This window comes from Streptomyces sp. NPDC005302 (genome assembly GCF_040607345.1).
Classification (GTDB): domain Bacteria; phylum Actinomycetota; class Actinomycetes; order Streptomycetales; family Streptomycetaceae; genus Streptomyces.
The window spans coordinates 174,660-198,784 of sequence record NZ_JBEXGN010000008.1 but is presented as its reverse complement, the minus strand read 5'-3'; the positions used below and the strand labels follow the sequence as shown (position 1 = coordinate 198,784).

The following is a 24,125-nucleotide window of genomic DNA, read 5'->3' as shown; positions in this document are numbered from 1 at the left end:
ACTTTGTTGCATCGTCATTAAATGCATTTGCATTGAATGCATGCGCATGTAATCTCTGGCCCATGACCTCTCCGCTCACCCGTCCCTCCCCCCAGGACCGCTGGACCCCCCGGCTGTGGGGAACCCTGCTCGTGCTCTGCGCCGCGATGTTCCTGGACGCCCTCGACGTGTCGATGGTCGGCGTCGCCCTGCCGTCCATCGGTTCGGAACTCGACCTCTCCACCTCGACGCTCCAGTGGATCGTCAGCGGCTACATCCTGGGATACGGCGGACTGCTCCTCCTCGGCGGACGCGCCGCCGACCTGCTCGGCCGCCGCCAGGTCTTCCTGGTGGCCCTCGCCGTCTTCGCGCTGGCATCGGTGCTCGGCGGGCTCGTCGACTCGGGACCGCTGCTCATCGCCAGCCGCTTCATCAAGGGCCTCAGCGCCGCGTTCACGGCGCCCGCCGGGCTGTCGATCATCACCACGACCTTCGCCGAGGGCCCGCTGCGCAACCGCGCGCTCTCCATCTACACCACCTGCGCGGCCACCGGATTCTCCATGGGCCTCGTCCTGTCCGGCCTGCTCACCGAGGCGAGCTGGCGGCTGACCATGCTGCTTCCCGCGCCGATCGCCCTCGTCGCGCTGTTCGTGGGCCTGAAGCTCATCCCGCGCAGCGACCGCGAGAAGAACCACGGCGGCTACGACATCCCGGGCGCCGTCGTCGGGACGGCCTCCATGCTGCTGCTCGTCTTCACCGTCGTCCAGGCACCCGAGGCCGGCTGGGGATCGGCCCGCACCCTGCTCTCCTTCGCCGCCGTCGCCGTCCTGCTCACCGCCTTCGTCGGGATAGAGCGGCGCAGCCCGAGCCCGCTGATCAGGCTGGGCGTGCTGCGGTCCGGCAGCCAGGTCCGGGCCCAGCTGGGGGCGATGGCGTTCTTCGGCTCGTACGTCGGGTTCCAGTTCCTGGTGACCTTGTACATGCAGTCGCTGCTGGGCTGGTCGGCGCTGCACACCGCGCTGGCGTTCCTGCCGGCCGGCGCTCTGGTGGCGCTGTCCTCCACCAAGGTGGGTGCCGTCGTCGACCGGTTCGGAACTCCCCGGCTCATCGCGACGGGCTTCGCCCTGATGGTCGCGGGCTACGCGCTGTTCCTCCGCGTCGACCTCCACCCGGTCTACGCGGAGGTCATCCTGCCGACCATGCTGCTGATCGGCGCCGCCTGCGCGCTGGTCTTCCCGTCCCTCAACATCCAGGCGACCAACGGTGTCGACGACCACGAGCAGGGCATGGTCTCCGGTCTGCTGAACACCTCCGTCCAGGTCGGCGGCGCGATCTTCCTCGCCGTGGTGACCGCGGCCGTCACCGCGAACTCCTCGGAGGGATCGTCACCCCAGGCGGTCCTGGACAGCTATCGTCCCGGCCTCATGGTGGTGACCGGCATCGCTCTCGCGGGACTGCTGATCACCCTCCCGGGCCTGCGCACCCGGCGACCGCACGAGTCCGTCGTCGTCGCCCGGTCCGCGCCGAGCACGGCGGAGCAGGAACGCGTGCCCGTCCGCGACTAGGACCTGACCGAACGTCAACCGGGCGGTGCCCGGCGGAGACTTGCTCCGCCGGGCACCGCACGGTTGACTCGGGGGATGAGCAACGACGGGGACCCCATGGACGATCGCCGCGGCACCGCGGGCGCCGCGGGAGGGCGGCGCACCCAGGCCGACCGGGACGCCGTCACCGTCGAGATCGGGTACGCCCTGGCCAGCGCGGCGTTCGTCGCCGCCGTCGCCTTCGGAGTCGTCGCCGGCCCCGCCCTCTTCCTGGACCTGTCGCGAGGCACCGTACGCGCGCTCGTCACGTCGGGCGGCGGTCTGGCCGCCGCCGTCTTCACCCTCCGGGTGGCCACGGTGCTGTTCCGTTTCCGCGGCGGGGACGCGCCCGCTCAGCCCAGCCAGCCCGGGCGCACCAGGCCCGACTCGTAGGCGAGGACGACCAGTTGGGCACGGTCACGGGCGCCCAGCTTCACCATCGTGCGACTGACGTGGGTCTTGGCCGTGAGAGGGCTGACGACCAGACGGCGGGCGATCTCGTCGTTCGAGAGCCCGATGCCCACGAGCGCCATCACCTCCCTCTCCCGGTCGGTGAGTTCGGCGAGCGAGCCGGCCGGTCCGGGTTCCTTCGAGCGGGCCGCGAACTCGGCGATCAGCCGCCGCGTCACCCCGGGCGAGAGCAGGGCGTCTCCGCCGACCACCGCCCGTACGGCACGCAGGAGTTCCTCGGGCTCGGTGTCCTTGACGAGGAAGCCGGAGGCGCCGGAACGGATCGCCTCGAAGACGTACTCGTCGAGTTCGAAGGTGGTGAGCATGACCACCTTCACGTCGCGCAGAGCGGCGTCGCCGGTGATGTGACGGGTCGCGGCGAGACCGTCCAGAACGGGCATCCTGATATCCATCAGGACGACGTCCGGGCGCAGTTCACGCACGGCGCGCAACGCCTCCTCGCCGTCGGCGGCCTCTCCGGTCACCTCGATGTCCGGCTGCGCGTCGAGCAGGGCCTTGAACCCGGCCCGGACCAACGACTGGTCATCGGCGAGCAGTACGCGGATCACCGTTCCTCCTTGGCCTTCCACGGCAGCACCGCCAGCACGCGGAAACCTCCGTCGTCGCGCGGTCCCGCCTCGATCGTGCCACCCAGGGCCGCCGCCCGCTCCCGCATCCCGGCGAGTCCGTTGCCGGTGCCGCCCGCGTCCACGCCGGTGGCCGGTCCGTCGTCGTCGATCAGCAGCCTCAGCACGCCCTGCGCGTGATCGAGCCGCACGCGCGCGTGCCGCGACCCCGAGTGCCGTACGACGTTGGTGAGGGCCTCCTGGACGATGCGGAACGCGGCCAGGTCCGTACCGGCCGCCGCCGGGGGAACCTCCCCCTGGACATCGACCGTGAGGCCGGCGCGCGCCGCCTGTTCGACCAGCTCGGGCAGCCGGTCGAGTCCGGGTGCCGGAGTGCGCGGCGCCTCGCCCGGCGCGCGCAGCGTGTCGAGCACCTGGCGGACCTCGCCCAGTGCCTCCTTGCTGGCCGCCTTGATGGTGGTGAGCGCGGTCCGCGCCTGCTCGGGGTCCGAGTCGAGGAGGGCGAGACCCACGCCCGCCTGGACGTTGATCACCGAGATGCTGTGCGCGAGTACGTCGTGCAGTTCCCGGGCGATCCGCAGCCGCTCCTCGTCGGCGCGGCGCCGGGCCGCCTGTGCCCGCTCGGCCCGTTCACGGGCCCACTGTTCACGGCGCACCCGGACGAGTTCCGACAGCGCGACGACCGCCACCACCCAGGTCGCGACGCCGACCTCCTGCGTCCAGGACGGCGGCCCGTCCCCCGTCGGCGGCAACCAGCGGTACAGCCAGTGGGACACCAGCAGATGCCCGGCCCAGAGCAGCCCGATGGCCGTCCAGGCCGCCCGCCGGTGACCCGCGACGACCGCGCTGAAACAGCCCACGGCGACCGGGAGGAACACCGGCCCGTACGGGTAGCCCGCGGCGACGTAGACCAGGGCGACCGCCGCCGTGCCGAACGCGACCGCCACCGGGTACCGCTGCCGCCAGAGCAGCAGACCGGAGCCCGCCACCAGCAGCACCCGCGCGAAGACGTCGAGGCCGACCCGGTCGCCGTGCTGGGCGTGGGCGGCGAAGGTCGAACCGAGCAGCACGAACGCGGTCAGCAGCAGCGTGGAACGCCACGGCCACCGCGCCCCGCGCTCCTCGTCGTTCCAGCGGTCCCAGCCGGGCGGCCCGTGCCGCCGCCGCGGCGGACCGCCCCCCGTGGGGGCCACGGGCGTGCGCTGCTCTTCCATGACCGTCACGCTAGACGGCCGGACACACGGGCGGCGTCCGCCGGGCGAGGTGATCACCCGTACTCCCCCGGGAGTACGGCACGAGGCCCGAGCGGGAGCACGGCGGGGCGGGGACACGACGGACCCCTGGCCGGCACCGGATAGGGCCGGGGCCGGATCTCCCGTCCCGGACGCTTCAGGTGGCGGTGCCCGGCTCCGGGTGGACGAGCCCCACCTCGTGCGCGAGCCGGCCCACCGCCTGCCGGAAGAACGGCTCGCGGTCCTCCACCACCCGGTTGAACTGGCCGAACAGCTCGAAGCCGATCAGCCCGTAGAGCTGCGCCCACGCGGCCACCAGCGGCACGATCACATCGGGCGGCAGGTCGGGCGCGAGTTCCGCCGACATCCGCCGCGCCTCGGCCGTCAGGTCCGCCGACAGCTTGGTCCGGGCCACGCCCTTGCCGCGGTAGGCGTCCCGCACCACGCCGATCAGGAGCAGACCGACCCGGGAAGCGGCCGGCACGGTCTCCTGCGGAGCGACATAGCCGGGGACGGGCGAGCCGTAGATGAGCGCGTACTCGTGCGGATGCTCCAGCGCCCAGCGCCGGGCCGCCAGGCACACGGCGATCCAGCGGTCACGGGGTCCGGCGTCGCCCACGGCGGCGTGCGCTGACTCTGCGGTCTCGCCGAGGGAGTCGTAGGCGTCGATGATGAGGGCCGTCAGCAGATCGTCACGGCTGGGGAAGTAGCGGTAGAGGGCCGAGGAGACCATGCCGAGTTCACGGGCCACGGCTCGCAGCGACAGCTTTGCGGCGCCGTCCGCGGCGAGCTGTCTGCGCGCCTCGTCCTTGATGGCGGCGGTGACCTCGATCCTGGCGCGGGCGCGTGCCCCTCGTGCGGTACTCATGGGGGGCAGTCTCCCACGGTTCGGAGAGCAGTGCACACAAACGAGAGCAGCGCTCCATGACGGGATCACCGCTCCATACGAGGACAGGCGCTCCGAAACGAGAGCGGTGAACAAAAACGAGAGCGGTGCTCTTGCTTTCGATCACCCACGTCCGGCAGACTTACCTCAAGCGAGAGCAGTGCTCACAAAAGAGAGCGGCGCTCCCACCACGGATCTCAAGGGGTCACCGTGTCGACACATGTCCAGAAGCCGGGCTGGTTCACCGTCAACGTCCTCAACCGCGCCGTGGCCTGGACGACCAGGCGGGGCCTCAGCGTCTGGGGTTCCCGGGTGCTGGCCGTCCGCGGCCGCAAGAGCGGCGAGTGGCGCACGACGCCGGTCAACCTGCTCACGGTCGACGGGCAGCAGTATCTGGTGGCCCCCCGCGGTCACGTCCAGTGGACGCACAACATGCGGGCGGCAGGCGGTGGCGAGCTGCGCCTGGGCAAGAAGGCGGAGGCCTTCACCGCCGTCGAGGTCGCCGACGACGACAAGGTTCCGCTGCTGCGCGCCTACCTCAAGCGCTGGAAGGCCGAGGTCGGTGTGTTCTTCGGCGGTGTCGGCCCGGACTCGTCCGACGAGGAGCTGCGCCGCATCGCCCCCGACCACCCCGTCTTCCGGATCGCGGTCGGGAGCTGACGCCGGCCGACGCGCCTAGCCCTCAGCGCCCTTGGACTCCGGGCCCCCGGACTCCGGGCCCTTGGACTCCGCACCCTGCGGTTCGGCGTTCTTGACCTCGGCGTCCGCGGCATCCGCGTCCTGGGCCTCCACGCCCTGCGGTGCACGGTCGAGAGCGGTCAGGGCGCGCCCGACCATCGGGCGCGACCGCACGATCTCGCCCAGCGTCGTGGACCCGCGGGTGATCCCCGTGAAGGCCTTCCACACGGGGCGGATCCCGGTGAGCCCCGCGTGGAACAGGCCGGGGCGGCGCTCGAAGGCGGCGAGCAGACGCTTGCCGACGCTCATCTCGACGCCGAGACCCGCCTTGATCGCGAACGCGTAGTTCAGTGCCTGGCGCCGGGCGTCGACGGCGTCGTGCGCCTCGGCGATCCGCACCGCCCACTCCCCCGCCAGCCGGCCGGAGCGCAGCGCGAACGAGATGCCCTCGCGGGTCCACGGTTCGAGCAGTCCGGCAGCGTCACCGCAGACGAGGACCCGGCCGCGCGACAGCGGCGAGTCGTCGGCGCGGCAGCGCGTCAAGTGACCCGAGGAGATGGCCGGTTCGAAGCCCGCGAGGCCGAGCCGGGCGATGAAGTCCTCCAAGTACCGCTTGGTGGCGGCGCCTTCACCACGGGCGGAGATGACGCCGACCGTGAGCGTGTCCCCCTTGGGGAAGACCCATCCGTAGCTTCCGGGCATGGGGCCCCAGTCGATCAGGACACGGCCCCGCCAGTCCTCGGCGACCGTCTCCGGCACCGGGATCTCGGCCTCCAGGCCGAGATCGACCTGGTCGAGCTTCACTCCTACGTGTGCCCCTATGCGGCTGGCGCTTCCGTCGGCGCCGACCACCGCGCGCGCCAGGACGGTCTCGCCGCCCTGCAGGACCACGGCGACGGTGCGCCGGTCCGGTACGGCCGAGCCGTGCTGCTCGACGCGGGACACCGTGGCGCCGGTGCGCAGTTCGGCACCCGCCTTCTGGGCGTACTCGACGAGCTGCTGGTCGAATTCGGGCCGGTTGATCAGCCCGAACAGCATCTGGCGGGATCGCCGGGTGCGGGCGAACCTGCCGTCCATCGAGAAGGTCACCGCGTGCACGCGGTCCTTGAACGGCAGTTCGAAGCCGGGCGGCAGGGCGTCCCGGGAGGGGCCGATGATGCCGCCGCCGCATGTTTTGTAGCGGGGCAGTTCGGCCTTCTCCAGGAGCAGCACGCTGCGTCCCGCGACCGCTGCCGCGTAGGCGGCCGAGGCGCCCGCGGGCCCCGCGCCGACGACTACGACGTCCCACACCTGCTGCCCGTCGTCCGCCGCACGCCGCACGTCGTCCGCCGAAGAGTTCTCGCTGCTCACGTTGGTCTACTGCTCCCAGTCCAGCCGTCTGCCGCACCTGTCCCCCGCATCCTACGGCGGGCATCGCCGCAGGCCACTGTGGGAGGATCGGCTGCGCACCCGTCCCGTACCCCGGGACGTGTGCACGCATCACCGATCACTTGTACACAGAAGTACAACGTCGCACCTACGAGGAGCGTGCCCATGTCGTCGAATCCGGTCGCCGAGACCGTCGCCTCGCTCATGCCCCGGGCGAAGGCGGAGCTCACCGAGCTGGTGGCCTTCAAGTCGGTGGCGGACTTCGACCAGTATCCGAGGAGCGAGAGCGAGGGCGCGGCGAACTGGATCGCCGACGCGCTGCGTTCCGAGGACTTCGAGGACGTGGCCCTGCTGGACACCCCGGACGGCACCCAGTCCGTGTACGGCTACCTGCCGGGCCCCGAGGGCGCCAAAACGGTTCTGCTGTACGCCCACTACGACGTGCAGCCGCCGCTGGACGAGGCGGCGTGGGCGACCCCTCCGTTCGACCTGGTGGAGCGCGACGGCCGCTGGTACGGGCGGGGCAGCGCCGACTGCAAGGGCGGGGTCATCATGCACCTGCTGGCGCTGCGCGCGCTGAAGGCGAACGGCGGCGTCCCGGTGCACGTCAAGGTGATCGTCGAGGGTTCCGAGGAGCAGGGAACCGGCGGTCTGGAGCGGTACGCCGAGGAGCACCCGGAGCTGCTCACCGCCGACAGCATCGTCATCGGCGACGCGGGCAACTTCCGGACGGGTCTCCCGACGGTCACCGCGACCCTGCGCGGCATGACCCTCGTACGGGTGCAGGTGGACACCCTGGAAGGGAACCTGCACTCGGGGCAGTTCGGCGGTGCGGCGCCCGACGCGCTGGCCGCGCTGATCCGCGTACTGGACTCGCTGCGCGACCAGGACGGCTCGACGACCGTCGACGGTCTGGACGGCGACTCCGTCTGGGACGGCCTGCAGTACGCGGACCAGGCGTTCCGTGAGGACGCCAAGGTGCTCGACGGGGTGGAGCTGATCGGTTCCGGCACCGTCGCCGACCGCGTCTGGGCGCGTCCGGCCGTGACCGTCCTCGGGATCGACTGCCCGCCGGTCGTGGGCGCGACGCCGTCCGTGCAGGCCGGTGCGCGAGCGCTGGTCAGCCTGCGGGTGCCGCCGGGCGTGGACGCCGGCGAGGCGACGAAGCTGCTCCAGGCGCACATCGAGACGCACACGCCGTGGGGCGCGCGCGTCAGCACCGAGCAGATCGGCCAGGGCCAGGCGTTCCGCGCCGACACCTCCAGCCCGGCGTACGCCTCGATGGCCGAGGCCATGGCCGTCGCCTACCCGGGTCAGGAGATGCAGGCGTCGGGCATGGGCGGCTCGATCCCGCTGTGCAACACCCTCGCCTCGCTGTACCCGGAGACGGAGATCCTGCTCATCGGCCTGAGCGAGCCGGAGGCGCAGATCCACGCGGTGAACGAGAGCGTCTCCCCGGAGGAGCTGGAGCGCCTGTCGGTCTCCGAGGCCCTGTTCCTCCAGAACTACGCGGCGAGCTGACCCACGCGCCGATACCGGAGGCCCGCACCGCACGGTGCGGGCCTTCCGCATGTCCTCGACCGGTGGGCACGCGGCACACCGACCGGCCGCGAACGAGCGGCCGTTGCCCGGTGCCCGGCCGGATCGCGGCCGCTCGACACGGGAACGGTGACCCCGCTCGCTGCTCCGCTGCCGGGTCGCCCGGGGGCGACTGCTGGTGGCGGCCCCTGCCGGGGTGTCAGCCGAGGGGCACGCCGGCCTCCAAGTAGAGCGCGGCGCCGCGCTCGCGGGCGCGCAGGGCCCAGCGGAGCCGTTCGTAGCGGACGGGCGGGAGCAGGTCGGCCGCCTCGTGCTCGGTGACGAAGCGCCACGCGCGCAGTTCGGGTCCGGGCAACAGCAGTCCCCGGGCGGCCTGTTCGTCGAGGCGGCCGCCGTCGAACAGGAGCCGCAGGCCGCCGTAGCCGGGCGGTGCGGGTGACTCCCAGTCGACGACGAGGAGGGTGGGCACCTCGTCCAGGACGAGACCGGTCTCCTCGGTGACCTCGCGCATCCCCGCGCGGGCGGGTGCCTCTCCGGCCTCGACGACCCCGCCGGGGAACTCCCAGCCGGCCTTGTACGTGGGATCGACGAGCAGGAAACGGTCGTGCTCGTCGAAGAGGAGCACCCCGGCGGCGACCGTCTCGGCGGTGGGTTCCGGGGTCTGCACGATGTCGCAGACGGGCGCGTCCCCGGCGCGTACGGCGTCGGCGATACGGACGGCGGTGTCGTGCGGGGTGAGCGCGCTGGTGTCCACGGGGTGGGCGTCGGCGGTGAGCCAGCCGAGCGCCGCCCGGTAGGGCTCGATGTGGTCGTAGGACCACTGGCGCACCCGCGTCTCTCCGTCGGGCTCCGGGGGCACCTCGCGCCCGGCTATTCGCTCGCGCAGGATCGTTTCCGCCGGGGCGAGGAGCACGTGGTGCACGGGAATCCGGCGAGCGGCGAGGCCGCCGAAGATCTCGTCCCGGTACTCCTGGCGGAGCAGGGTCATGGGGACGACGAGGACGCCCCCGAGTTCGGCGACCATCGCGGCGGCCGTGTCGACCACGAGCCGGCGCCAGATCGGCAGGTCCTGGAAGTCGCCGACCTCGGCGAGGTGTTTGGCGGGGAGCAGGTGCGTGAGTGCGCCCCCGACGACCTCGGGGTCGAAGAGCGTGCTGTTCGGGATCAGCTCGATCAGTTCCCGTGCGGTGGCGGTCTTTCCCGCACCGAACGCACCGTTGATCCAGACGATCACGATTCCCCCTCTTCTGTTGGCCCCCTGAGGCTTGCCCGCTCCACCCTGCCACGGAAACCAGCCGCTGATGAGGGGCCCACACGGCGTGGCGCCGGTGTCCCCGCCCTGGGGTCACCGGCGCCGGAGGTCCGTGGGTTCAGCTGTTCTGGCCGCCCAGGGCCCCTTCGTCGACCGCCAGGCTGTCGCTGCCGACGGTGTGGTCGACGGCGCTGAGCGTGTCGTTGACGTTGAGGTCGCTCAGGGCGTCCGCGTCCAGGGCGTGCGACGGGGTGATCGCCGCGACGACGAACCCGGTGGCGAGGGAGGCGATGGCGAGCATGCTGCGCTTCTTCATGCCCGGTTCAACTCCGAAGGCGGGGAGGGGGTCACGGGTGGATCACCTTCCGCGTCCCGCCCCGGTGGCGAGCCGCGCGCCCTCTCGGCTCATCGGGTGATGCGATCGCACACCTTCCAACAGAGTCCGACAGGTCCTACCGTAAACGCGCACCATTGTCGCGGACATGAAGAGACTCCATCTGTCGCGAGTTCGGAGGAACGTAACGATGCGTCACCTTCACACCCGCACCACCCCCACACCCCGCAGAGCCCGCACCACACGCCCCCTTCACCCGGGCCGCACCGGAGTGGCCGCAACCCTGGCCGCAGGACTGTTGTGCGCGGCCACCCTGACCACTCCCGCGCTCGCCGCGCCGGGCGGCGCGACCTCGGAGGCCCCCGGCGCGCGGACCGCCTCCCCCACATCCGCGGACGGGCTCGCCCTCACCCCGCCCATGGGCTTCAACAACTGGAACTCCACGCACTGCCGGGCCGAGTTCGACGAGGACATGGTCGAGGGAATCGCCGACCTCCTCGTGGAGAAGGGGCTCAAGGACGCCGGGTACCAGTACGTCAACCTGGACGACTGCTGGGCGCTGCCGTCCCGGGACGCGAACGGCAAGCTCGTGCCGGACCCCGTCCGCTTCCCGGGCGGGATCAAGGCGGTCGCCGACTACGTGCACGCCAAGGGGCTCAAGCTGGGCATCTACACCAGCGCCGGCACCAAGACCTGCGACAGCGTCGGATTTCCCGGCGCCCTCGGCCACGAGTACAGCGACGCCCGGCAGTTCGCGGACTGGGGCGTCGACTATCTCAAGTACGACAACTGCAACAACCAGGGTGTGGACGCGAGATCGCGGTACACCACCATGCGGGACGCGCTGCGGGCCACGGGCCGGCCGATCGTCTACAGCATCTGCGAATGGGGCGAGAACAAGCCCTGGGAGTGGGCCTCGGACGTCGGGCACCTGTGGCGGACCACCGGCGACATCGGCGACAGCTGGGGCTCGATGCTCTCGATCCTGAAACAGAACCTGCCGCTCGCCCCGTACGCCGGACCGGGACACTGGAACGACCCGGACATGCTGGAGGTCGGCAACGGCGGCATGACGGACACGGAGTACCGCTCGCACTTCTCCCTGTGGTCGGTCATGGCGGCGCCGCTGCTCATCGGTTCCGACCTGCGCACCGCCTCCGCCGCGACCTTCGACATCCTCGGCAACAAGGAGGTCGTCGCGGTCGACCAGGACCCGCTGGGCAAGCAGGGCGAGGTCGTCTCCTCGGCGGACGGGCGCTGGGTCGTCGCCAAGGAGATGCGGGACGGCAGCCGTACGGTGGCGCTGTTCAACGAGTCGGGCACGGCGCGGCGCATCGCGACGACCGCGGCCGCCGTCGGGCTGCCCGACGCCTACGCCTACACACTGCGCGACCTGTGGCGGCACCGGAGCTCCAACACGGCGGGCACGATCGCGGCCACCGTCCCGGCGCACGGCACCGTCCTCGTCCGGGTCTCAGCGGACCCCGCATGGGCCACGAACCCGCCCGCCGTCGAACCGGCCCTGGAGGGGAGCCCGTTGGTCGAGGCGGGCACGACGGCCACGCTGACGTCCTCGGTGACCGACCTCGGGCGCACGTCCGCGACCCGGGTGGCGGTGACCCTGCGCGGCCCGGCCGGCTGGACGGTCGCCGCGACGGGACCGACGACCGCGGCCTCGCTCGCCACGGGGCGCTCCCTGCGCACGAAGTGGCGGGTCACCGTACCCACGGGGACGGCGGCCGGTTCGTACGACCTCACGCTGAAGGCGGTCTACCGCTCACCGGCCGGAGTCGCCACCGACGCCGAACTGCCGTTGCGCGCCTCCGTGGTGGTGGCTCCGCCGTCTGGCACGTCCGGACTCGGGGACCTGCCCTGGCTCTCGACGTCCAACGGCTGGGGGCCGGTCGAACGCGATACGAGCAACGGCGAGGACGGCTCGGGGGACGGAGGACCCCTCACCGTCGGCGGCGTGACCTACGCCCACGGGCTGGGCGTGCACGCCGCGAGCACGGTCGAGTACTACACCGGCACGGCCTGCGAGCGGGTCACCGCCGACGTCGGCCTCGACGACGAGAAGGGCACCAAGGGCACGGTCGCCTTCGAGATCTGGGCCGACGGGACGAAGGTGGCCTCCACCGGCGTGCTCACCAACGCGATGCCCGCACAGCCCCTCACCGCCGACGTGACCGGCGCCCAGGTGGTCCGGCTGGTCGTCACGGACGGCGGCGACGGCATCGACTCGGACCACGCGGACTGGGCCGACGCGAAGCTCAGTTGCTGAGACCCGTCGCCCTGCCGGGCCCAACTCCCGTATGAGAAGGGCGTCGTGGTCCCGGCGACGGGACCACGACGGTCAGACGCGGGCCGCGGCCGTGCTCGCCTTCCGGGTGAGCGCGGCCGAGGCGGCGCCGACCAGACCGGCGTCCGTGCCCATCAGGGCGGGCGCCACGGTCAGCCGCTGGACGAAGGAGAGCGTCGCGTAGTCGGCCAGCGCCTTGCGCAGCGGGGTGAAGAGCACGTCGCCGGCCTTGCCGACGCCGCCGCCGATCACCGCGATGTCGATCTCCACGAGGGTCGCGGTCGCCGCGATGCCCGCGGCGAGCGCCTGCGCGGCCCGCTCGAAGGAGGCCACGGCCACCGGGTCGCCCGCCCGGGCCGCCTCGGCCACCGCGGCGGCCGAGGTGTCACCGTCGGGGCCGGGCTGCCAGCCGCCCTCCATCGCGCGGCGGGCGATGTTGGGGCCGCTCGCGATGCGCTCGACGCAGCCGCGGGAGCCGCACGGGCAGAGATCGCCGTCCAGGTCGACGCTGATGTGCCCGATGTGACCCGCGTTGCCGGTGGGGCCGGGGTGCAGTTGGCCGTTCAGTACGAGGCCGCCGCCCACGCCGGTGGACACCACCATGCACAGCGCGTTGTCGTGACCGCGGGCAGCGCCCTGCCAGTGCTCCGCCGCGGTGATGGCGACGCCGTCGCCGATCAGCTCCACGGGCAGTCCTCCGGCGGCCTTGGCGGCCCGCTCGACCAGCGGGTAGCCGCGCCAGCCGGGCACGTTCACGGGGCTCACCGTGCCCGCCGAGGCGTCGACGGGGCCCGCGCTGCCGATACCGAGGGCACCGGCCCTGCTCCACAGCGGGGAGTCGGACAGCTCGCCGATCACGTCCTCGACGGCCCGCATCACGGTGTCGCCGTCCTCCTGCGCGGGCGTCGCGCGCTGCGCGCGCAGCAGGATCCGGCCGTGGCCGTCCACCAGCGCTCCGGCGATCTTGGTGCCGCCGATGTCGAGCGCGGCCACGAGGTCGGTGTGCATCAGAGTCAGATCTCCCATGGGGTGTCGTGACGGACCCGCCGCGCCGCGGGTCCGGGTGCCTTTCTCCGGCCGAAAAGCGAGCAGGATCAGGCCCCGTCGTTCGCCGAGCGGCAGGCGTCCGCGGACGACGGGAACCGTGCGCCCTGGGGAAGACGCAGGCCGGAGATTGCGGTGGACAGTGTCTCTCGCATCTGACAACGTTGTCCAGGCTCTATGCTCGACGCCACATCCTCATACAACCCCATGGACCTACGCATCCCCGTGGACGACAGGACAGGACAGCACATCGTGGCCGAGACCGCCCGCCGATCCGAGAACCGCTACGGCAATCGTCCGACCATGAAGGACGTGGCGGCGCGTGCGGGAGTCGGCCTGAAGACGGTCTCCCGCGTGGTGAACGCCGAGCCCGGCGTCACCCCCGACACCGAGCGCCGCGTCCAGGAGGCCATCGACGCCCTGGGGTTCCGGCGCAACGACAGTGCCCGGGTGCTCCGCAAGGGCAGCACCGCGAGCATCGGTCTCGTCCTGGAGGACCTCGCCGACCCCTTCTACGGACCGCTGAGCCGCGCGGTCGAGGAGGTGGCCCGGGCGCACGGCGCCCTGCTGATCAACGGTTCCAGCGCCGAGGACCCGGACCGCGAGCAGGAGCTGGTCCTCGCCCTGTGCGCGCGCCGCGTGGACGGCCTGGTCGTCATCCCGGCCGGCGACGACCACCGGTACCTGGAGCAGGAGATAAAGGCGGGCGTCGCCACGGTCTTCGTGGACCGCCCCGCCGGCAGGATCGACGCCGATGTCGTCCTGTCCGACAGCTTCGGCGGCGCACGGGACGGCGTCGCCCACCTCATCGCGCACGGACACCGCAGCATCGGCTTCATCGGCGACATGCCGCGCATCCACACGGCGGCCGAGCGTCTGCGGGGCTACCGGGCCGCCATGGAGGACGCCGGGATAGTCGTCGAGGACGGCTGGATGTCCCTGGGCGTCACCGATCCGCAGCGGGTGCGCGAGGCGGCCGAAGAGATGCTCTCGGGCCCCTCCCCCGTCACCGCGGTCTTCGCCGGCAACAACCGTGTCACCGTGACCGTCGTGCGCGTGATCGCCGAACGCGGCCGTCCCGTGGCCCTCGTCGGCTTCGACGACATCGAGCTGGCCGACCTCCTGGAGCCGGGCGTCACGGTCGTCGCCCAGGACGCCGCAGCCCTCGGCCGCACCGCGGCCGAACGCCTCTTCCGCCAGCTCGACGGCACACTGCTCGCCCCGGAGCGGATCGAACTCCCGACCCGCCTCATCACCCGCGGCTCGGGCGAACTGCGGCCCGTGCGCTGAGGACGACGGCGTGGAGCCGGGCACACCGAAGGCGCGGCGCCTCGGGGAGGCACCGCGCCACGGGTCCGGACAAGGCTCGCGTCGGGCGACCGCTCCCGCTCACCGGAGCCGACGGTCACTGCGTACCCGCGAACGAGTCCGTACAAAGTCAGGCGCTCAGCGCCCTCTGCCGCCCAGGGAAGCCGGAGCGTGTCGGCAGGAGCCACCCGGCCCCTGCCCGTCGTCCGCCTACTGCCCCGAGATCGTCAGATCCCCCCGCCGCGGCGATGCGAAGGCCTCCAGGTCGGCGCGGGTCTGGCCGGTCGCTCGGGCGACCTCCGCGATGTCGAGGGCGCCGCAGTCGAGGCCGCGCAGCAGATAGCCGCTGAGGGCCTTGGCGGTGGCGGGCTCGTCCATGACGTCGCCGCCCGCGTGGTTGGCGTAGCGGGCGAGGCGGCCGGCGGCCTGCTCGAAGCCCTCCCGGTAGAAGGCGAAGACGGCGGCGTAGCGGGTCGGGATGTGGCCGGGGTGCATGTCCCAGCCCTGGTAGTAGGCGCGGGCCAGGGCGCGCCGGGTGAGGCCGTAGTGCAGGCGCCAGGCGTCGTGCACCTTCTCGGTGGTGCCGACGGGCAGGACGTTGGTGGAGCCGTCGGAGACGCGGACGCCGGTGCCCGCGGCGGCGACCTGCATGATCGCCTTGGCGTGGTCGGCGGCCGGGTGGTCGCTCGCCTGGTGGGCGGCGGAGACGCCGAGGCAGGCGCTGTAGTCGAAGGTGCCGTAGTGCAGGCCGGTGGCGCGGCCCTCGGCGGCCTGGATCATCCGGGCGACGGTCGCGGTGCCGTCGGTGGCGAGGATGGACTGGCTGGTCTCGATCTGGATCTCGAAGCCGATCCGGCCGGGCTCCAGGCCGCGGGCCTTCTCGAACTGCTCCAGGAGCCGGACCATGGCGGTGACCTGCTCCGGGTACGTCACCTTGGGCAGGGTGAGGACGAGGCCCTCGGGCAGGCCTCCGGCCTCCATCAGGCCGGTCAGGAAGATGTCGAGGGTGCGGATGCCCCGGTCGCGTACCGGCGCCTCCATGCACTTCATGCGGATACCCATGTACGGAGCGGCGGTGCCGTTCTCGTAGGCGTCGGCGATCAGCCGGGCGGCGCGGGCCGCCTCGGCGTCCTCCTCGGCGTCCGGGCGCGGGCCGTAGCCGTCCTCGAAGTCGACCCGCAGGTCCTCGACGGGCTCGCGCTCCAGCTTGGCGCGGACGCGGTCGTACACGGGCCCGGCGAGGTCGTCGGAGAGGCCGAGGACCGCGGCGAAGGAGGCGGCGTCGGGGGCGTGTTCGTCGAGGGCCGCGAGGGCGCGGTCGCCCCAGGTGCGCAGGGTGTCGGCGGCGAAGGCGTCGCCGGGGACGTACACGGTGTGGACGGGCTGGCGGGTGCCGGGGTCCCCGGGGTAGCGGCGCTCCAGTTCGGCGTCGACGGGGGCGAGGGAGGCGCTGATCTCCTCGCTGACGGCTCCCGCGAGGCTCGTCGCCACCTTCTCCTGCTGGCCCTGACCCATTCCACACCCTCCTGTTTTCCGCACTACGGAATCAACAATCCGTAGAACGAAGTTATCCGGCGGGCTTCTCGCGGGTCAACACCCTCTTGGATCCTGGGACACGGCCGCGGCCCGCGCGCCCGGCCTCCCCAGGATGCACCGAGGCCCCCGGGACCGGCGCGCGGTCACGGGGGCCTCGTGGAGCACGGAGCGATCAGCCCTTGCGGGACTTGATCTCCTCGGTGAGCTGCGGGACGACCTCGAAGAGGTCGCCGACCACGCCGTAGTCGACGAGGTCGAAGATCGGCGCCTCGGCGTCCTTGTTGATCGCGACGATCGTCTTCGACGTCTGCATGCCCGCGCGGTGCTGGATCGCGCCCGAGATGCCGGAGGCGATGTAGAGCTGCGGCGAGACGGACTTGCCGGTCTGGCCCACCTGGTTGGTGTGCGGGTACCAGCCGGCGTCGACCGCGGCGCGCGAGGCGCCCACGGCGGCACCGAGCGAGTCGGCGAGGCCCTCGATGATCGAGAAGTTGTCCGCGCCGTTGACGCCACGGCCGCCGGAGACGACGATCGCGGCCTCGGTCAGCTCGGGACGGCCGGTCGACTCGCGCGGGGTGCGGGAGGTGACCTTGGTGCCGGTGGCCTTGTCGGAGAACGAGACCGCGAGGGCCTCGACGGTACCGGCGGCCGGGGCGGCCTCCACCGCGGCCGAGTTCGGCTTGACCGTGATGACCGGGACACCCTTGGAGATGCGGGACTTGGTGGTGTACGAGGCGGCGAACGCGGACTGCGTGGCCACCGGGCCCTCGGCACCGGCCTCCAGGTCGACGGCGTCGGTGATGATGCCGGAACCGATACGGACCGCGAGGCGGGCCGCGATCTCCTTGCCCTCGGCGGAGGACGGCACGAGAACGGCAGCCGGGGAGACGGCGTCGCAGGCGGCCTGGAGCGCGTCGACCTTCGGTACGACCAGGTAGTCGGCGTACTCGGCGGCGTCGTGCGTGAGGACCTTCACCGCGCCGTGCTCGGCGAGCGCGGCGGCGGTGTTCTCGGCACCGGAGCCGAGGGCGACGGCGACGGGCTCGCCGATGCGGCGGGCCAGCGTCAGCAGTTCCAGGGTGGGCTTGCGGACGGCACCGTCCACGTGGTCGACATAGACGAGAACTTCAGCCATGGGGATGCTCTCCTGCGGATTGCGAAGTCTGAGGGGCGGTAAGCGGGGTGGGCCTCGGCCGCTGTGCCGGTCCGGGGACGCGCCCCGGACCCACGGCGACTAGATGAACTTCTGGCCCGCGAGGAACTCGGCGAGCTGCTTGCCGCCCTCGCCCTCGTCCTTGACGATCGTGCCCGCGGTGCGCGCGGGACGAGCGGTGGCGGTGTCGACCTTGGTCCAGGCGCCTTCGAGACCGACCTCGCCCGCCTCGATCTCCAGGTCCTCGAGGTCCCAGGACTCGACCGGCTTCTTCTTCGCGGCCATGATGCCCTTGAAGGACGGGTAACGCGCCTCGCCCGACTGGTCGGTCACCGACACGACCGCGGGGAGGGAGGCCTCCAGCGACTCGGAGGCGGTGTCGCCGTCACGGCGGCCCTTGACCACGCCGTTCTCGACCGACACCTCGGACAGCAGCGTGACCTGCGGGACACCGAGACGCTCGGCCAGCAGCGCCGGCACGATACCCATGGTGCCGTCGGTGGACGCCATGCCGGAGATGACCAGGTCGTAGCCGGCCTTCTCGATGGCCTTGGCCAGCACCAGCGAGGTGCCGACGGCGTCGGTGCCGTGCAGGTCGTCGTCCTCCACGTGGATGGCCTTGTCGGCACCCATGGACAGCGCCTTGCGCAGGGCGTCCTTGGCATCCTCGGGGCCGACGGTCAGCACGGTGATCTCGGCGTCGTCCGCGTCATCGGCGATCTGCAGCGCCTGCTCGACGGCGTACTCGTCGAGTTCGGACAGCAGGCCGTCCACGTCGTCACGGTCGACGGTCAGGTCATCGGCGAAGTGCCGGTCGCCAGTGGCGTCGGGCACGTACTTCACAGTGACAACGATCCTCAAGCTCACGCCGGCTCTCCTACTGCATCGTCATTTCTGGGCTGCCTTCTTTCAGGCAGCATAGGCGCCTGAAGCGGGCGATCCCGGTCGGGGCGGCCCGCGCTCCGAACGAAATATTACTCGCCAGTACATCCATTGGGTGCCCACTAAGCAAGCGCTTTGAACTGTGACCTTCGCAACGCTGTGTAACCGGCGAGTAGAACCGGCGAGTAGCCCCGCTCCGCCTCAGTCGCGCAGGCCGTTGAAACGCCCCTGGTGATACAGGAGCGGGCCGCCCTCGCCCGAGGAGTCGCCGAGCGCGACCTCCGCCAGGACGATCCGGTGGTCCCCGGCAGGCACCCGCGCCACCACCCGGCACACCAGCCAGGCCAGGACTCCGTCGAGGAGGGGAACTTCCTCGGGGCCCTTACGCCAACGGGTGGGCGCGCCGAACCGGTCGGCCCCGCTCAGCGCGAAGGTGGCGGCGAGGTCCTGCTGGTGCTCGCCGAGTATGTGGACGCCGACGTGGTCGGACTCCGCCATCGCGGGCCAGCTGGAGGCACCGGTGCCGATGCCGAACGAGACGACCGGAGGTTCGGCCGAGACCGAGGTGAGCGAGGTGGCGGTGAAGCCGACGGGTCCCCGCGGGCCGGAGGCGGTGATCACGGCCACTCCGGCGGCGTGCCGGCGGAAGACGGAGCGCAGCAGGTCCGGGGAGGCGGGACGGGCGGTGCCGAGGCCGGGCGTGGCCGACATGGGGTTGTCCTTCTGCGAGGGCTGACGTGGAGGTCCCGGCGCCCGGACGGAGCGGGGTGCGGGAAAGGGTCCGTGGCTGCTCAACAGCCCGGACAGCGCGCACTCGCGGTGCGGGCCGGATCCACTGGGAGACGCTCGTGGAGAAGGAGTTCCGGGGGCATACGGTCAGGCTGACGATAGGTGGTGCGTGCAGTCAAGCGCGCACGGGTATCTGCGAGATGCCTCACCATGATCGCCACGTTCAGACGGCCTCTCCCAGTGCGGCGATGACGTCCGCCTTGCGCGGCTGCCCGGTCGCGCGACGGACGATCCTGCCTCCCGCGTCGAGGACGAGGACGGTGGGTGTCTTGAGGATGCCGAGATCGCGTACGAGGTCGAGGCGGTCCTCCGCGTCGATCTCCACGTGCGACACGCCGGGGACTATGTCGGCCACCTCGCCGAGGACCCGCCGGGTGGCGCGGCAGGGCGAGCAGAAGGCGCTGGAGAACTGCACGAGCGTGGCCCGTTCGCCGAGCCCCTCCCCCAAGTCCGCCGCGCCGAGCAGCTTTCCGTCGTCGCGCCCGCGCACTGTCACCCTCCCGCTCCGCCGCCGATGCAGCACTCCGTACACGCTCGCCAGGGCGAGCACCGCCAGGCACACCACAAGTCCGGTCATCACATGCACAAGCATTCATGAGACCGCATTGATTCCCGGTGCCGAGCAGTGCCCGGCATACGGAATCCTTGAATCATGGACATTGATGTGAGGGGACCGCGTTTCGGCGCGGTCGTGACGACGGTCGTCCTGGCGGCCACGCTGATCACCGGGAGCACCTGGCTGCTGGCCTGGCAGACACTGGCGTTCGCGCTGGGAGCCTCGGGCGGGGTGACGCGCTCTCCGTACGGCTGGCTCTTCCGCAGGGTGGTGCGGCCGCGCCTCGGGCCGCCGGCACAGTTCGAGGCGCCGGAGCCGCCGCAGTTCGCGCAGGCGGTCGGGCTCGTCTTCGCCGTGGTCGGACTGATCGGCTTCACCGCCGGCCCGCAGTGGCTGGGACTCGCGGCGACCGGGTGCGCCCTCGCGGCGGCGTTTCTCAATGCGGCGTTCGGGTACTGCCTGGGGTGCGAGATGTACCTGCTCGTGCGGCGCGTGATGGTACGCAAGGAGTAAAGGCGGGTTAAAACCCCGAGGTGGATCAAGTGGAGGACGTGACAAGGATCTCGCCGTTGTCCGGCACCAGGACTGGCCACCCGTCCGTTCTTCGGGCACGATCTGCGCAATGCCGTAAACCTACGGCTGCGTAACTTTCCCGCCGGGAGACCCCTTCCCAGGCAGAGAGAAGGGTCCACCCCGTCCATGGCAGAGCTTGTCTACCGTCCCGTCGTCGCCTTCGCCCAGACGCTGTTCAAGGCCTGGGACCTCAAGATCGACTGCCAGGGATCGGAGAACATTCCGCGCTCGGGCGGCGCCGTGCTGGTCAGCAATCACATCAGCTACCTGGACTTCATCTTCGACGGCCTGGCCGCCCTGCCGCAGAAGCGCCTGGTGCGCTTCATGGCGAAGGAGTCGGTGTTCCGGCACAGGATCTCCGGACCGCTGATGCGGGGCATGAAGCACATCCCCGTGGACCGCGAGAAGGGTGAGACGGCCTACCAGCACGCGCTGGAGTCGTTGCGTTCCGGTGAGATCATCGGCGTCTTCCCCGAGGCGACCATCTCGCAGTCCTTCACTCTGAAGAGCTTCAAGTCCGGTGCCGCGCGCATGGCGCAGGAGGCCGGCGTCCCGCTCATCCCCATGGCACTGTGGGGCACGCAGCGGCTGTGGACCAAGGGGCACCCGCGCAACTTCAAGCGCAGTCACACCCCGATCACCATCCGGGTCGGCGAGCCGGTGGAGGCCCCGCAGGACCAGTACGCGGGCGCCATCACCCGTCGGCTGCGCGAGCGGGTCCAGGAACTGCTCGAAGCGGCGCAGCGCGCCTACCCCGTCCGCCCCAAGGGTGCGGACGACACCTGGTGGATGCCCGCCCACCTCGGCGGCTCCGCGCCGACCCCCGAAGAGGTGCGCGCGGCCGAGGCCCGCTGAGCGGTTCTCCCGCCCGGCACGCCCGCCGCGCGCCGAGGCGTCACTCCGGGGCGTGGACGGTGATCCGCGCCCCGGGGCTGAACTTCGCCAGCAGCTCGGCGAGTTCGGCACCCGCGGCCTCGACGTCCGCGACGGGCATCGGAGCGAGGCTCTCCAGCAGGAAGACCGCCGAGGACGATCGCTCGGTGAGCCGGGTGCGCGGTCCCTGGCGCCAGTTCCAGCGGCGGCAGGTGACGCCGGCGTCGTCGCGCCACACCACTTCTCCCGCGTCAGGATGCTCGACGGTCTCCTCCCCGCCCGCGACGGTCACGAAGTCCTCGTCGCCGGTGGCGCGCACGAGGCGCATCGCGCCCCGGATGTGTTCGGTGTCCTCGCCGCCGACCGGGATCAGGTGGGCCACGCTGATCGCGTTGTAGACGTCCACGAGGACGTTGATACGCGGCAGGCCGGCGTCCGAGAGGGCGCGCTTGGCCAGCGCCTCCGCCGAGTTGCGGGTGCGTGAGGGCTTCGAGCCGAACGCCGTGTACGTCTCCCGCCAGGCCGCCATGTGCGGGTCCTCGTGCGGGGGCCGGCCCCCCAGACGCTCGGCCAGCCGCCGGGAGGCGTCGTCGAGAAGAGTCGAAGTGCCCTCCGTGCTCGGCCCGTTCACCAGTCCGTCCGCCTCCACGGCGACGTATGTGAAGCCGGGCGCGAGCGCGCGGACCTCGTCGGACACGGTGAGCGTGAGAGTCATCGTCTGCCTTGCCTCAGAGTGCGGTGGGGAGCGTCCGCCACAGGGACGGCCGGTCCGGTGCGGCCTTCAGGACGCCGAGCACGGCCGGGTGCGGTTCAGCGTACAACACCGGGTAGTCCATCTCATTGGACTCGGGATCGGGCGTGAAGGCCAGCCGTTCGCCGTCGAGGGAGAACCGGGCGTCCACCCCCGGCTTGTTGCCGCGGGGGTCCTGGCGGTGCCAGGCGCCGTGGAAACGTACGGCGACCAGGCCGTGCACCTCGCCGAGCAGCTGATAGCAGAAGGCCGTCGGGATGTCCTCGGCGCGCAGCAGGGCGGCGAGCGCGTGGGCCTTGGCGTAGCAGATGCCGGTGCGCCGCTCCAGGACGTCGGAGGCGCGCCAGGTGACCCGAGGATCGCCCGAGTCCTGGGAGTGCGGGATGGTGTCGCGCACGAACTCGAACGCCGAACGCGCATAGGCATACGAGTCGTCCGCCCCGTCGGCGAGCCGTGCCGCCGTCTCGCGGACGAGCGGATGATGATGGTCGACGGCCTCGTCAGCGGCCAGATAGGCGGAAAGGTCGCTCGTTTCCTGGATCAGCTCCATGACCGCAGAGCATAGGAAAGCGATCACCCGGGAGTCAATGCATTTCCAGGTGATCGCATACCTATGCAGCACGAAGGAGGGGGAGGACAGCGCGTCTAGCGCTGGGCCATCTCCTCCTTGAGCGCGGCGACGAAGCCGTCGACGTCGTCCTCGGTGGTGTCGAAGGCGCACATCCAGCGGACGTCGCCCGCGGCCTCGTCCCAGAAGTAGAAGCGGTAGCGCTTCTGGAGCCGCTCGGTCACGTCGTGCGGCAGCCGGGCGAAGACCGCGTTGGCCTGCACCGGGTGGAGGATCTCCACGCCGTGCACGGCGCGGACGCCCTCGGCGAGCCGCTGGGCCATCTCGTTGGCGTGCCGGGCGTTGCGCAGCCACAGGTCCTTGGCGAGCAGCGCCTCCAACTGCACGGAGACGAACCGCATCTTGGAGGCGAGCTGCATCGACAGCTTGCGCAGATGCTTCATGTGGCGGACGGCGTCCTGGTTGATGACGACGACCGCCTCGCCGAACAGCGCGCCGTTCTTGGTGCCGCCGAGCGAGAGGATGTCGACGCCGACCGCGTTGGTGAACGTCCGCATGGGGACGTCCAGGGAGGCGGCCGCGTTGGATATCCGGGACCCGTCCAGGTGCACCCGCATGCCGTGCGCGTGGGCGTGGTCGCAGATCGCCCGGATCTCCTCGGGCGTGTACAGCGTGCCCAGTTCGGTGCTCTGGGTGATCGAGACGACCTGCGGCATCGCGCGGTGCTCGTCGTCCCAGCCGTACGCCTGCCGGTCGATCAGATCGGGCGTGAGCTTGCCGTCGGGCGTGGGCACCGTGAGCAGCTTGAGGCCGCCCATGCGCTCCGGGGCGCCGCCCTCGTCCACGTTGATGTGCGCGCTCTCCGCGCAGATCACCGCACCCCAGCGGTCGGTGACCGCCTGGAGGGCGACCACGTTCGCCCCGGTGCCGTTGAAGACCGGGAAGCCCTCCGCGGTGGCACCGAAGTGGCTGCGGATGATCCCCTGGAGGTTCTCGGTGTAGTCGTCCTCGCCGTACGCCACCTGGTGCCCGCCGTTGGCCACGGCGAGCGCGGCGAGCACCTCGGGGTGGGCCCCCGCGTAGTTGTCACTGGCGAAACCGCGGACGGCCGGGTCGTGATGACGCCGGGCGTCGGTCTTCGGAGGGTTCACGGCTTCTCGGTCAGCCACAGACGGTTTCCGTTCACTTCGGCGGCGGGCCGGTTCCAGACGTCGACGATGGACTCGGCCAGGTCCTTGACGTCCGTGAAGCCCGCGAACTTCGCGTTCGGTCGCTCGGCGCGCATCGCGTCGTGGACCAACGCCTTCACCACCAGGATGGCAGCAGCGGACGTGGCGCCCTCGGCGCCTTCGGCGATTCCGGCCTTGCGGAAGTAGTCCGCCATGGCGAGCGTCCACGCCTCGGCGGCGGCCTTGGCCGCCGAGTAGGCGGCGTTCCCCGCGGTGGGGTTGCTCGCGCCGGCGGCGCTGATCAGGACGTACCGGCCGCGCTCGCTGGCCTGCAGCGCCTCGTGGAAGGCGAGGGTGGTGTGCTGCACGGTGCGGATGAGCAGCAGTTCCAGCAGGTCCCAGTCGTCGAGGACCGTCTTGGTGAAGGTCTCGCTGCCCCGCCAGCCGCCGACGAGGTGGACGAGGCCGTCCACCCGGCCGAAGTCCTTCTGGATGCGCGTGGCCCAGTCGCGGGTCGACTGGAGTTCCAGCAGATCCACCGTGTCCCCGACGACGGTGGAGCCGCCGTGGGCGTAGCTGGCCGCGTCGACGGCCTCGGCCAGCCGCTCCGCGTCGTTGTCCGCGCCGATGACGGTCGCGCCCGCCTCGGCGAGCCGGAGCAGTGCCGCCCGGCCGGCGGGTCCACCCGCTCCGGCCACCGCGATCACCGCACCGCTGAGAGCCCCGTTCCCCATGG

Annotated in this window: 24 protein-coding genes; 8 read left to right on the top strand and 16 right to left on the bottom strand. The window is 71.6% G+C overall.

The window, feature by feature from the left end:
* The first annotated feature begins 62 nt into the window (after positions 1-62).
* Together ABZT74_RS14885 and ABZT74_RS14880 are read left to right on the top strand one after the other, a co-directional pair.
* A complete protein-coding gene (locus ABZT74_RS14885) occupies positions 63-1,544 on the top strand; it encodes an MFS transporter (protein WP_356435130.1) in 1,482 nt (493 codons plus the stop codon).
* Positions 1,545-1,619: 75 nt separating this feature from the next.
* Positions 1,620-1,955 carry a DUF6332 family protein gene (locus ABZT74_RS14880; RefSeq protein ID WP_356435128.1) on the top strand — a complete coding sequence of 112 codons (336 nt, stop codon included), beginning with the start codon at positions 1,620-1,622 and terminating at the stop codon, positions 1,953-1,955.
* Here the strand turns inward: ABZT74_RS14880 and ABZT74_RS14875 are convergent.
* From ABZT74_RS14875 to ABZT74_RS14865, 3 genes are all read right to left on the bottom strand, one after another.
* Positions 1,916-2,581 (bottom strand): response regulator transcription factor, encoded by a 666-nt coding sequence (locus ABZT74_RS14875; RefSeq protein ID WP_356168159.1) that lies wholly within the window; start codon positions 2,579-2,581, stop codon positions 1,916-1,918. The two genes, ABZT74_RS14880 and ABZT74_RS14875, sit on opposite strands and share 40 nt — an antisense overlap.
* Positions 2,578-3,813, bottom strand: coding sequence for a sensor histidine kinase (locus tag ABZT74_RS14870; protein ID WP_356435125.1), 1,236 nt, complete (start codon positions 3,811-3,813; stop codon positions 2,578-2,580). Before ABZT74_RS14870 ends, ABZT74_RS14875 begins: the two co-directional genes overlap by 4 nt.
* A 175-nt stretch (positions 3,814-3,988) precedes the next feature.
* Positions 3,989-4,699, bottom strand: a complete 711-nt coding sequence (locus ABZT74_RS14865; RefSeq protein WP_356435122.1) for a TetR/AcrR family transcriptional regulator — start codon at positions 4,697-4,699, stop codon at positions 3,989-3,991.
* Between the two features lie 228 nt (positions 4,700-4,927).
* Between ABZT74_RS14865 and ABZT74_RS14860 the strand changes: the two genes are divergently transcribed.
* Positions 4,928-5,377 (top strand): nitroreductase family deazaflavin-dependent oxidoreductase, encoded by a 450-nt coding sequence (locus tag ABZT74_RS14860; protein ID WP_355883628.1) that lies wholly within the window; start codon positions 4,928-4,930, stop codon positions 5,375-5,377.
* A gap of 15 nt (positions 5,378-5,392) precedes the next feature.
* On the opposite strand, the gene ABZT74_RS14855 is transcribed toward ABZT74_RS14860, so the two are convergent.
* Positions 5,393-6,745 (bottom strand): geranylgeranyl reductase family protein, encoded by a 1,353-nt coding sequence (locus ABZT74_RS14855; RefSeq protein ID WP_356168151.1) that lies wholly within the window; start codon positions 6,743-6,745, stop codon positions 5,393-5,395.
* A gap of 183 nt (positions 6,746-6,928) precedes the next feature.
* Here ABZT74_RS14855 and ABZT74_RS14850 point away from each other — a divergent pair, with 183 nt between their 5' ends.
* Complete coding sequence (locus tag ABZT74_RS14850; protein ID WP_356435119.1) at positions 6,929-8,284, top strand: dipeptidase; 1,356 nt, start codon at positions 6,929-6,931, stop codon at positions 8,282-8,284.
* A gap of 217 nt (positions 8,285-8,501) precedes the next feature.
* Here the strand turns inward: ABZT74_RS14850 and ABZT74_RS14845 are convergent, their stop codons facing one another.
* The gene (locus ABZT74_RS14845) at positions 8,502-9,539 is read right to left on the bottom strand and encodes an NUDIX hydrolase (RefSeq protein WP_356168197.1); all 1,038 of its coding nucleotides are present in this window, start codon (positions 9,537-9,539) and stop codon (positions 8,502-8,504) included.
* Positions 9,540-9,672: 133 nt separating this feature from the next.
* Positions 9,673-9,870: a hypothetical protein gene (locus ABZT74_RS14840; RefSeq protein WP_355883619.1), complete on the bottom strand. Its 198-nt coding sequence runs from the start codon at positions 9,868-9,870 to the stop codon at positions 9,673-9,675.
* A gap of 208 nt (positions 9,871-10,078) precedes the next feature.
* On the opposite strand from ABZT74_RS14840, the gene ABZT74_RS14835 reads away from it, so the two are divergent.
* The gene (locus tag ABZT74_RS14835; RefSeq protein ID WP_356435117.1) at positions 10,079-12,169 is read left to right on the top strand and encodes an NPCBM/NEW2 domain-containing protein; all 2,091 of its coding nucleotides are present in this window, start codon (positions 10,079-10,081) and stop codon (positions 12,167-12,169) included.
* 72 nt (positions 12,170-12,241) lie between these two features.
* On the opposite strand, the gene ABZT74_RS14830 is transcribed toward ABZT74_RS14835, so the two are convergent.
* The gene (locus ABZT74_RS14830) at positions 12,242-13,195 is read right to left on the bottom strand and encodes an ROK family protein (protein WP_355883661.1); all 954 of its coding nucleotides are present in this window, start codon (positions 13,193-13,195) and stop codon (positions 12,242-12,244) included.
* A gap of 243 nt (positions 13,196-13,438) precedes the next feature.
* Here ABZT74_RS14830 and ABZT74_RS14825 point away from each other — a divergent pair, with 243 nt between their 5' ends.
* The gene (locus ABZT74_RS14825; protein ID WP_356435114.1) at positions 13,439-14,521 is read left to right on the top strand and encodes a LacI family DNA-binding transcriptional regulator; all 1,083 of its coding nucleotides are present in this window, start codon (positions 13,439-13,441) and stop codon (positions 14,519-14,521) included.
* 228 nt (positions 14,522-14,749) lie between these two features.
* Here ABZT74_RS14825 and ABZT74_RS14820 read toward each other — a convergent pair whose 3' ends face one another.
* From ABZT74_RS14820 to ABZT74_RS14800, 5 genes are all read right to left on the bottom strand, one after another.
* Positions 14,750-16,054, bottom strand: a complete 1,305-nt coding sequence (locus ABZT74_RS14820) for an aldolase/citrate lyase family protein (RefSeq protein ID WP_356435112.1) — start codon at positions 16,052-16,054, stop codon at positions 14,750-14,752.
* Between the two features lie 193 nt (positions 16,055-16,247).
* On the bottom strand, positions 16,248-17,210 hold the full coding sequence (locus ABZT74_RS14815) for an electron transfer flavoprotein subunit alpha/FixB family protein (protein WP_356435109.1): 963 nt from the start codon (positions 17,208-17,210) through the stop codon (positions 16,248-16,250).
* Positions 17,211-17,309: 99 nt separating this feature from the next.
* Positions 17,310-18,095 (bottom strand): electron transfer flavoprotein subunit beta/FixA family protein, encoded by a 786-nt coding sequence (locus ABZT74_RS14810; protein ID WP_355883607.1) that lies wholly within the window; start codon positions 18,093-18,095, stop codon positions 17,310-17,312.
* A gap of 216 nt (positions 18,096-18,311) precedes the next feature.
* Positions 18,312-18,821 carry a flavin reductase family protein gene (locus ABZT74_RS14805; protein WP_356168140.1) on the bottom strand — a complete coding sequence of 170 codons (510 nt, stop codon included), beginning with the start codon at positions 18,819-18,821 and terminating at the stop codon, positions 18,312-18,314.
* 241 nt (positions 18,822-19,062) lie between these two features.
* Positions 19,063-19,476 carry a thioredoxin family protein gene (locus tag ABZT74_RS14800; protein WP_356435319.1) on the bottom strand — a complete coding sequence of 138 codons (414 nt, stop codon included), beginning with the start codon at positions 19,474-19,476 and terminating at the stop codon, positions 19,063-19,065.
* A 75-nt stretch (positions 19,477-19,551) separates the two neighbouring features.
* On the opposite strand from ABZT74_RS14800, the gene ABZT74_RS14795 reads away from it, so the two are divergent.
* Complete coding sequence (locus tag ABZT74_RS14795) at positions 19,552-19,968, top strand: DUF4395 domain-containing protein (RefSeq protein ID WP_356435106.1); 417 nt, start codon at positions 19,552-19,554, stop codon at positions 19,966-19,968.
* 186 nt (positions 19,969-20,154) lie between these two features.
* The gene (locus ABZT74_RS14790) at positions 20,155-20,883 is read left to right on the top strand and encodes a lysophospholipid acyltransferase family protein (protein WP_355883595.1); all 729 of its coding nucleotides are present in this window, start codon (positions 20,155-20,157) and stop codon (positions 20,881-20,883) included.
* 40 nt (positions 20,884-20,923) lie between these two features.
* Here the strand turns inward: ABZT74_RS14790 and ABZT74_RS14785 are convergent, their stop codons facing one another.
* The 4 genes from ABZT74_RS14785 to ABZT74_RS14770 all read right to left on the bottom strand — a co-directional run bounded on the left by ABZT74_RS14785 (position 20,924) and on the right by ABZT74_RS14770 (position 24,123).
* Positions 20,924-21,616, bottom strand: a complete 693-nt coding sequence (locus ABZT74_RS14785; RefSeq protein ID WP_356435103.1) for a phenylalanine--tRNA ligase beta subunit-related protein — start codon at positions 21,614-21,616, stop codon at positions 20,924-20,926.
* A 13-nt stretch (positions 21,617-21,629) separates the two neighbouring features.
* Entirely contained in the window at positions 21,630-22,202 is a 573-nt protein-coding gene (locus ABZT74_RS14780; RefSeq protein WP_356168133.1) for a transglutaminase domain-containing protein, read from the bottom strand.
* 95 nt (positions 22,203-22,297) lie between these two features.
* Positions 22,298-23,371, bottom strand: coding sequence for a low specificity L-threonine aldolase (locus ABZT74_RS14775; protein ID WP_355883586.1), 1,074 nt, complete (start codon positions 23,369-23,371; stop codon positions 22,298-22,300).
* Entirely contained in the window at positions 23,368-24,123 is a 756-nt protein-coding gene (locus ABZT74_RS14770; protein ID WP_355883658.1) for an SDR family NAD(P)-dependent oxidoreductase, read from the bottom strand. Before ABZT74_RS14770 ends, ABZT74_RS14775 begins: the two co-directional genes overlap by 4 nt.
* Between the last annotated feature and the right edge of the window lie 2 nt (positions 24,124-24,125).

What these genes read in the sequence shown, in the direction of transcription:
- ABZT74_RS14885 (WP_356435130.1), top strand. Translation starts at nt 63, where the DNA reads ATGACCTCTCCGCTCACCCGTCCCTCCCCCCAGGACCGCTGGACCCCC.
- ABZT74_RS14880 (WP_356435128.1), top strand. Translation starts at nt 1,620, where the DNA reads ATGAGCAACGACGGGGACCCCATGGACGATCGCCGCGGCACCGCGGGC.
- ABZT74_RS14870 (WP_356435125.1), bottom strand. Translation starts at nt 3,813, where the DNA reads ATGGAAGAGCAGCGCACGCCCGTGGCCCCCACGGGGGGCGGTCCGCCG.
- ABZT74_RS14865 (WP_356435122.1), bottom strand. Translation starts at nt 4,699, where the DNA reads ATGAGTACCGCACGAGGGGCACGCGCCCGCGCCAGGATCGAGGTCACC.
- ABZT74_RS14850 (WP_356435119.1), top strand. Translation starts at nt 6,929, where the DNA reads ATGTCGTCGAATCCGGTCGCCGAGACCGTCGCCTCGCTCATGCCCCGG.
- ABZT74_RS14840 (WP_355883619.1), bottom strand. Translation starts at nt 9,870, where the DNA reads ATGAAGAAGCGCAGCATGCTCGCCATCGCCTCCCTCGCCACCGGGTTC.
- ABZT74_RS14835 (WP_356435117.1), top strand. Translation starts at nt 10,079, where the DNA reads ATGCGTCACCTTCACACCCGCACCACCCCCACACCCCGCAGAGCCCGC.
- ABZT74_RS14830 (WP_355883661.1), bottom strand. Translation starts at nt 13,195, where the DNA reads ATGCACACCGACCTCGTGGCCGCGCTCGACATCGGCGGCACCAAGATC.
- ABZT74_RS14825 (WP_356435114.1), top strand. Translation starts at nt 13,439, where the DNA reads ATGGACCTACGCATCCCCGTGGACGACAGGACAGGACAGCACATCGTG.
- ABZT74_RS14820 (WP_356435112.1), bottom strand. Translation starts at nt 16,054, where the DNA reads ATGGGTCAGGGCCAGCAGGAGAAGGTGGCGACGAGCCTCGCGGGAGCC.
- ABZT74_RS14815 (WP_356435109.1), bottom strand. Translation starts at nt 17,210, where the DNA reads ATGGCTGAAGTTCTCGTCTATGTCGACCACGTGGACGGTGCCGTCCGC.
- ABZT74_RS14805 (WP_356168140.1), bottom strand. Translation starts at nt 18,821, where the DNA reads ATGTCGGCCACGCCCGGCCTCGGCACCGCCCGTCCCGCCTCCCCGGAC.
- ABZT74_RS14800 (WP_356435319.1), bottom strand. Translation starts at nt 19,476, where the DNA reads ATGACCGGACTTGTGGTGTGCCTGGCGGTGCTCGCCCTGGCGAGCGTG.
- ABZT74_RS14795 (WP_356435106.1), top strand. Translation starts at nt 19,552, where the DNA reads ATGGACATTGATGTGAGGGGACCGCGTTTCGGCGCGGTCGTGACGACG.
- ABZT74_RS14790 (WP_355883595.1), top strand. Translation starts at nt 20,155, where the DNA reads ATGGCAGAGCTTGTCTACCGTCCCGTCGTCGCCTTCGCCCAGACGCTG.
- ABZT74_RS14785 (WP_356435103.1), bottom strand. Translation starts at nt 21,616, where the DNA reads ATGACTCTCACGCTCACCGTGTCCGACGAGGTCCGCGCGCTCGCGCCC.
- ABZT74_RS14780 (WP_356168133.1), bottom strand. Translation starts at nt 22,202, where the DNA reads ATGGAGCTGATCCAGGAAACGAGCGACCTTTCCGCCTATCTGGCCGCT.
- ABZT74_RS14770 (WP_355883658.1), bottom strand. Translation starts at nt 24,123, where the DNA reads ATGGGGAACGGGGCTCTCAGCGGTGCGGTGATCGCGGTGGCCGGAGCG.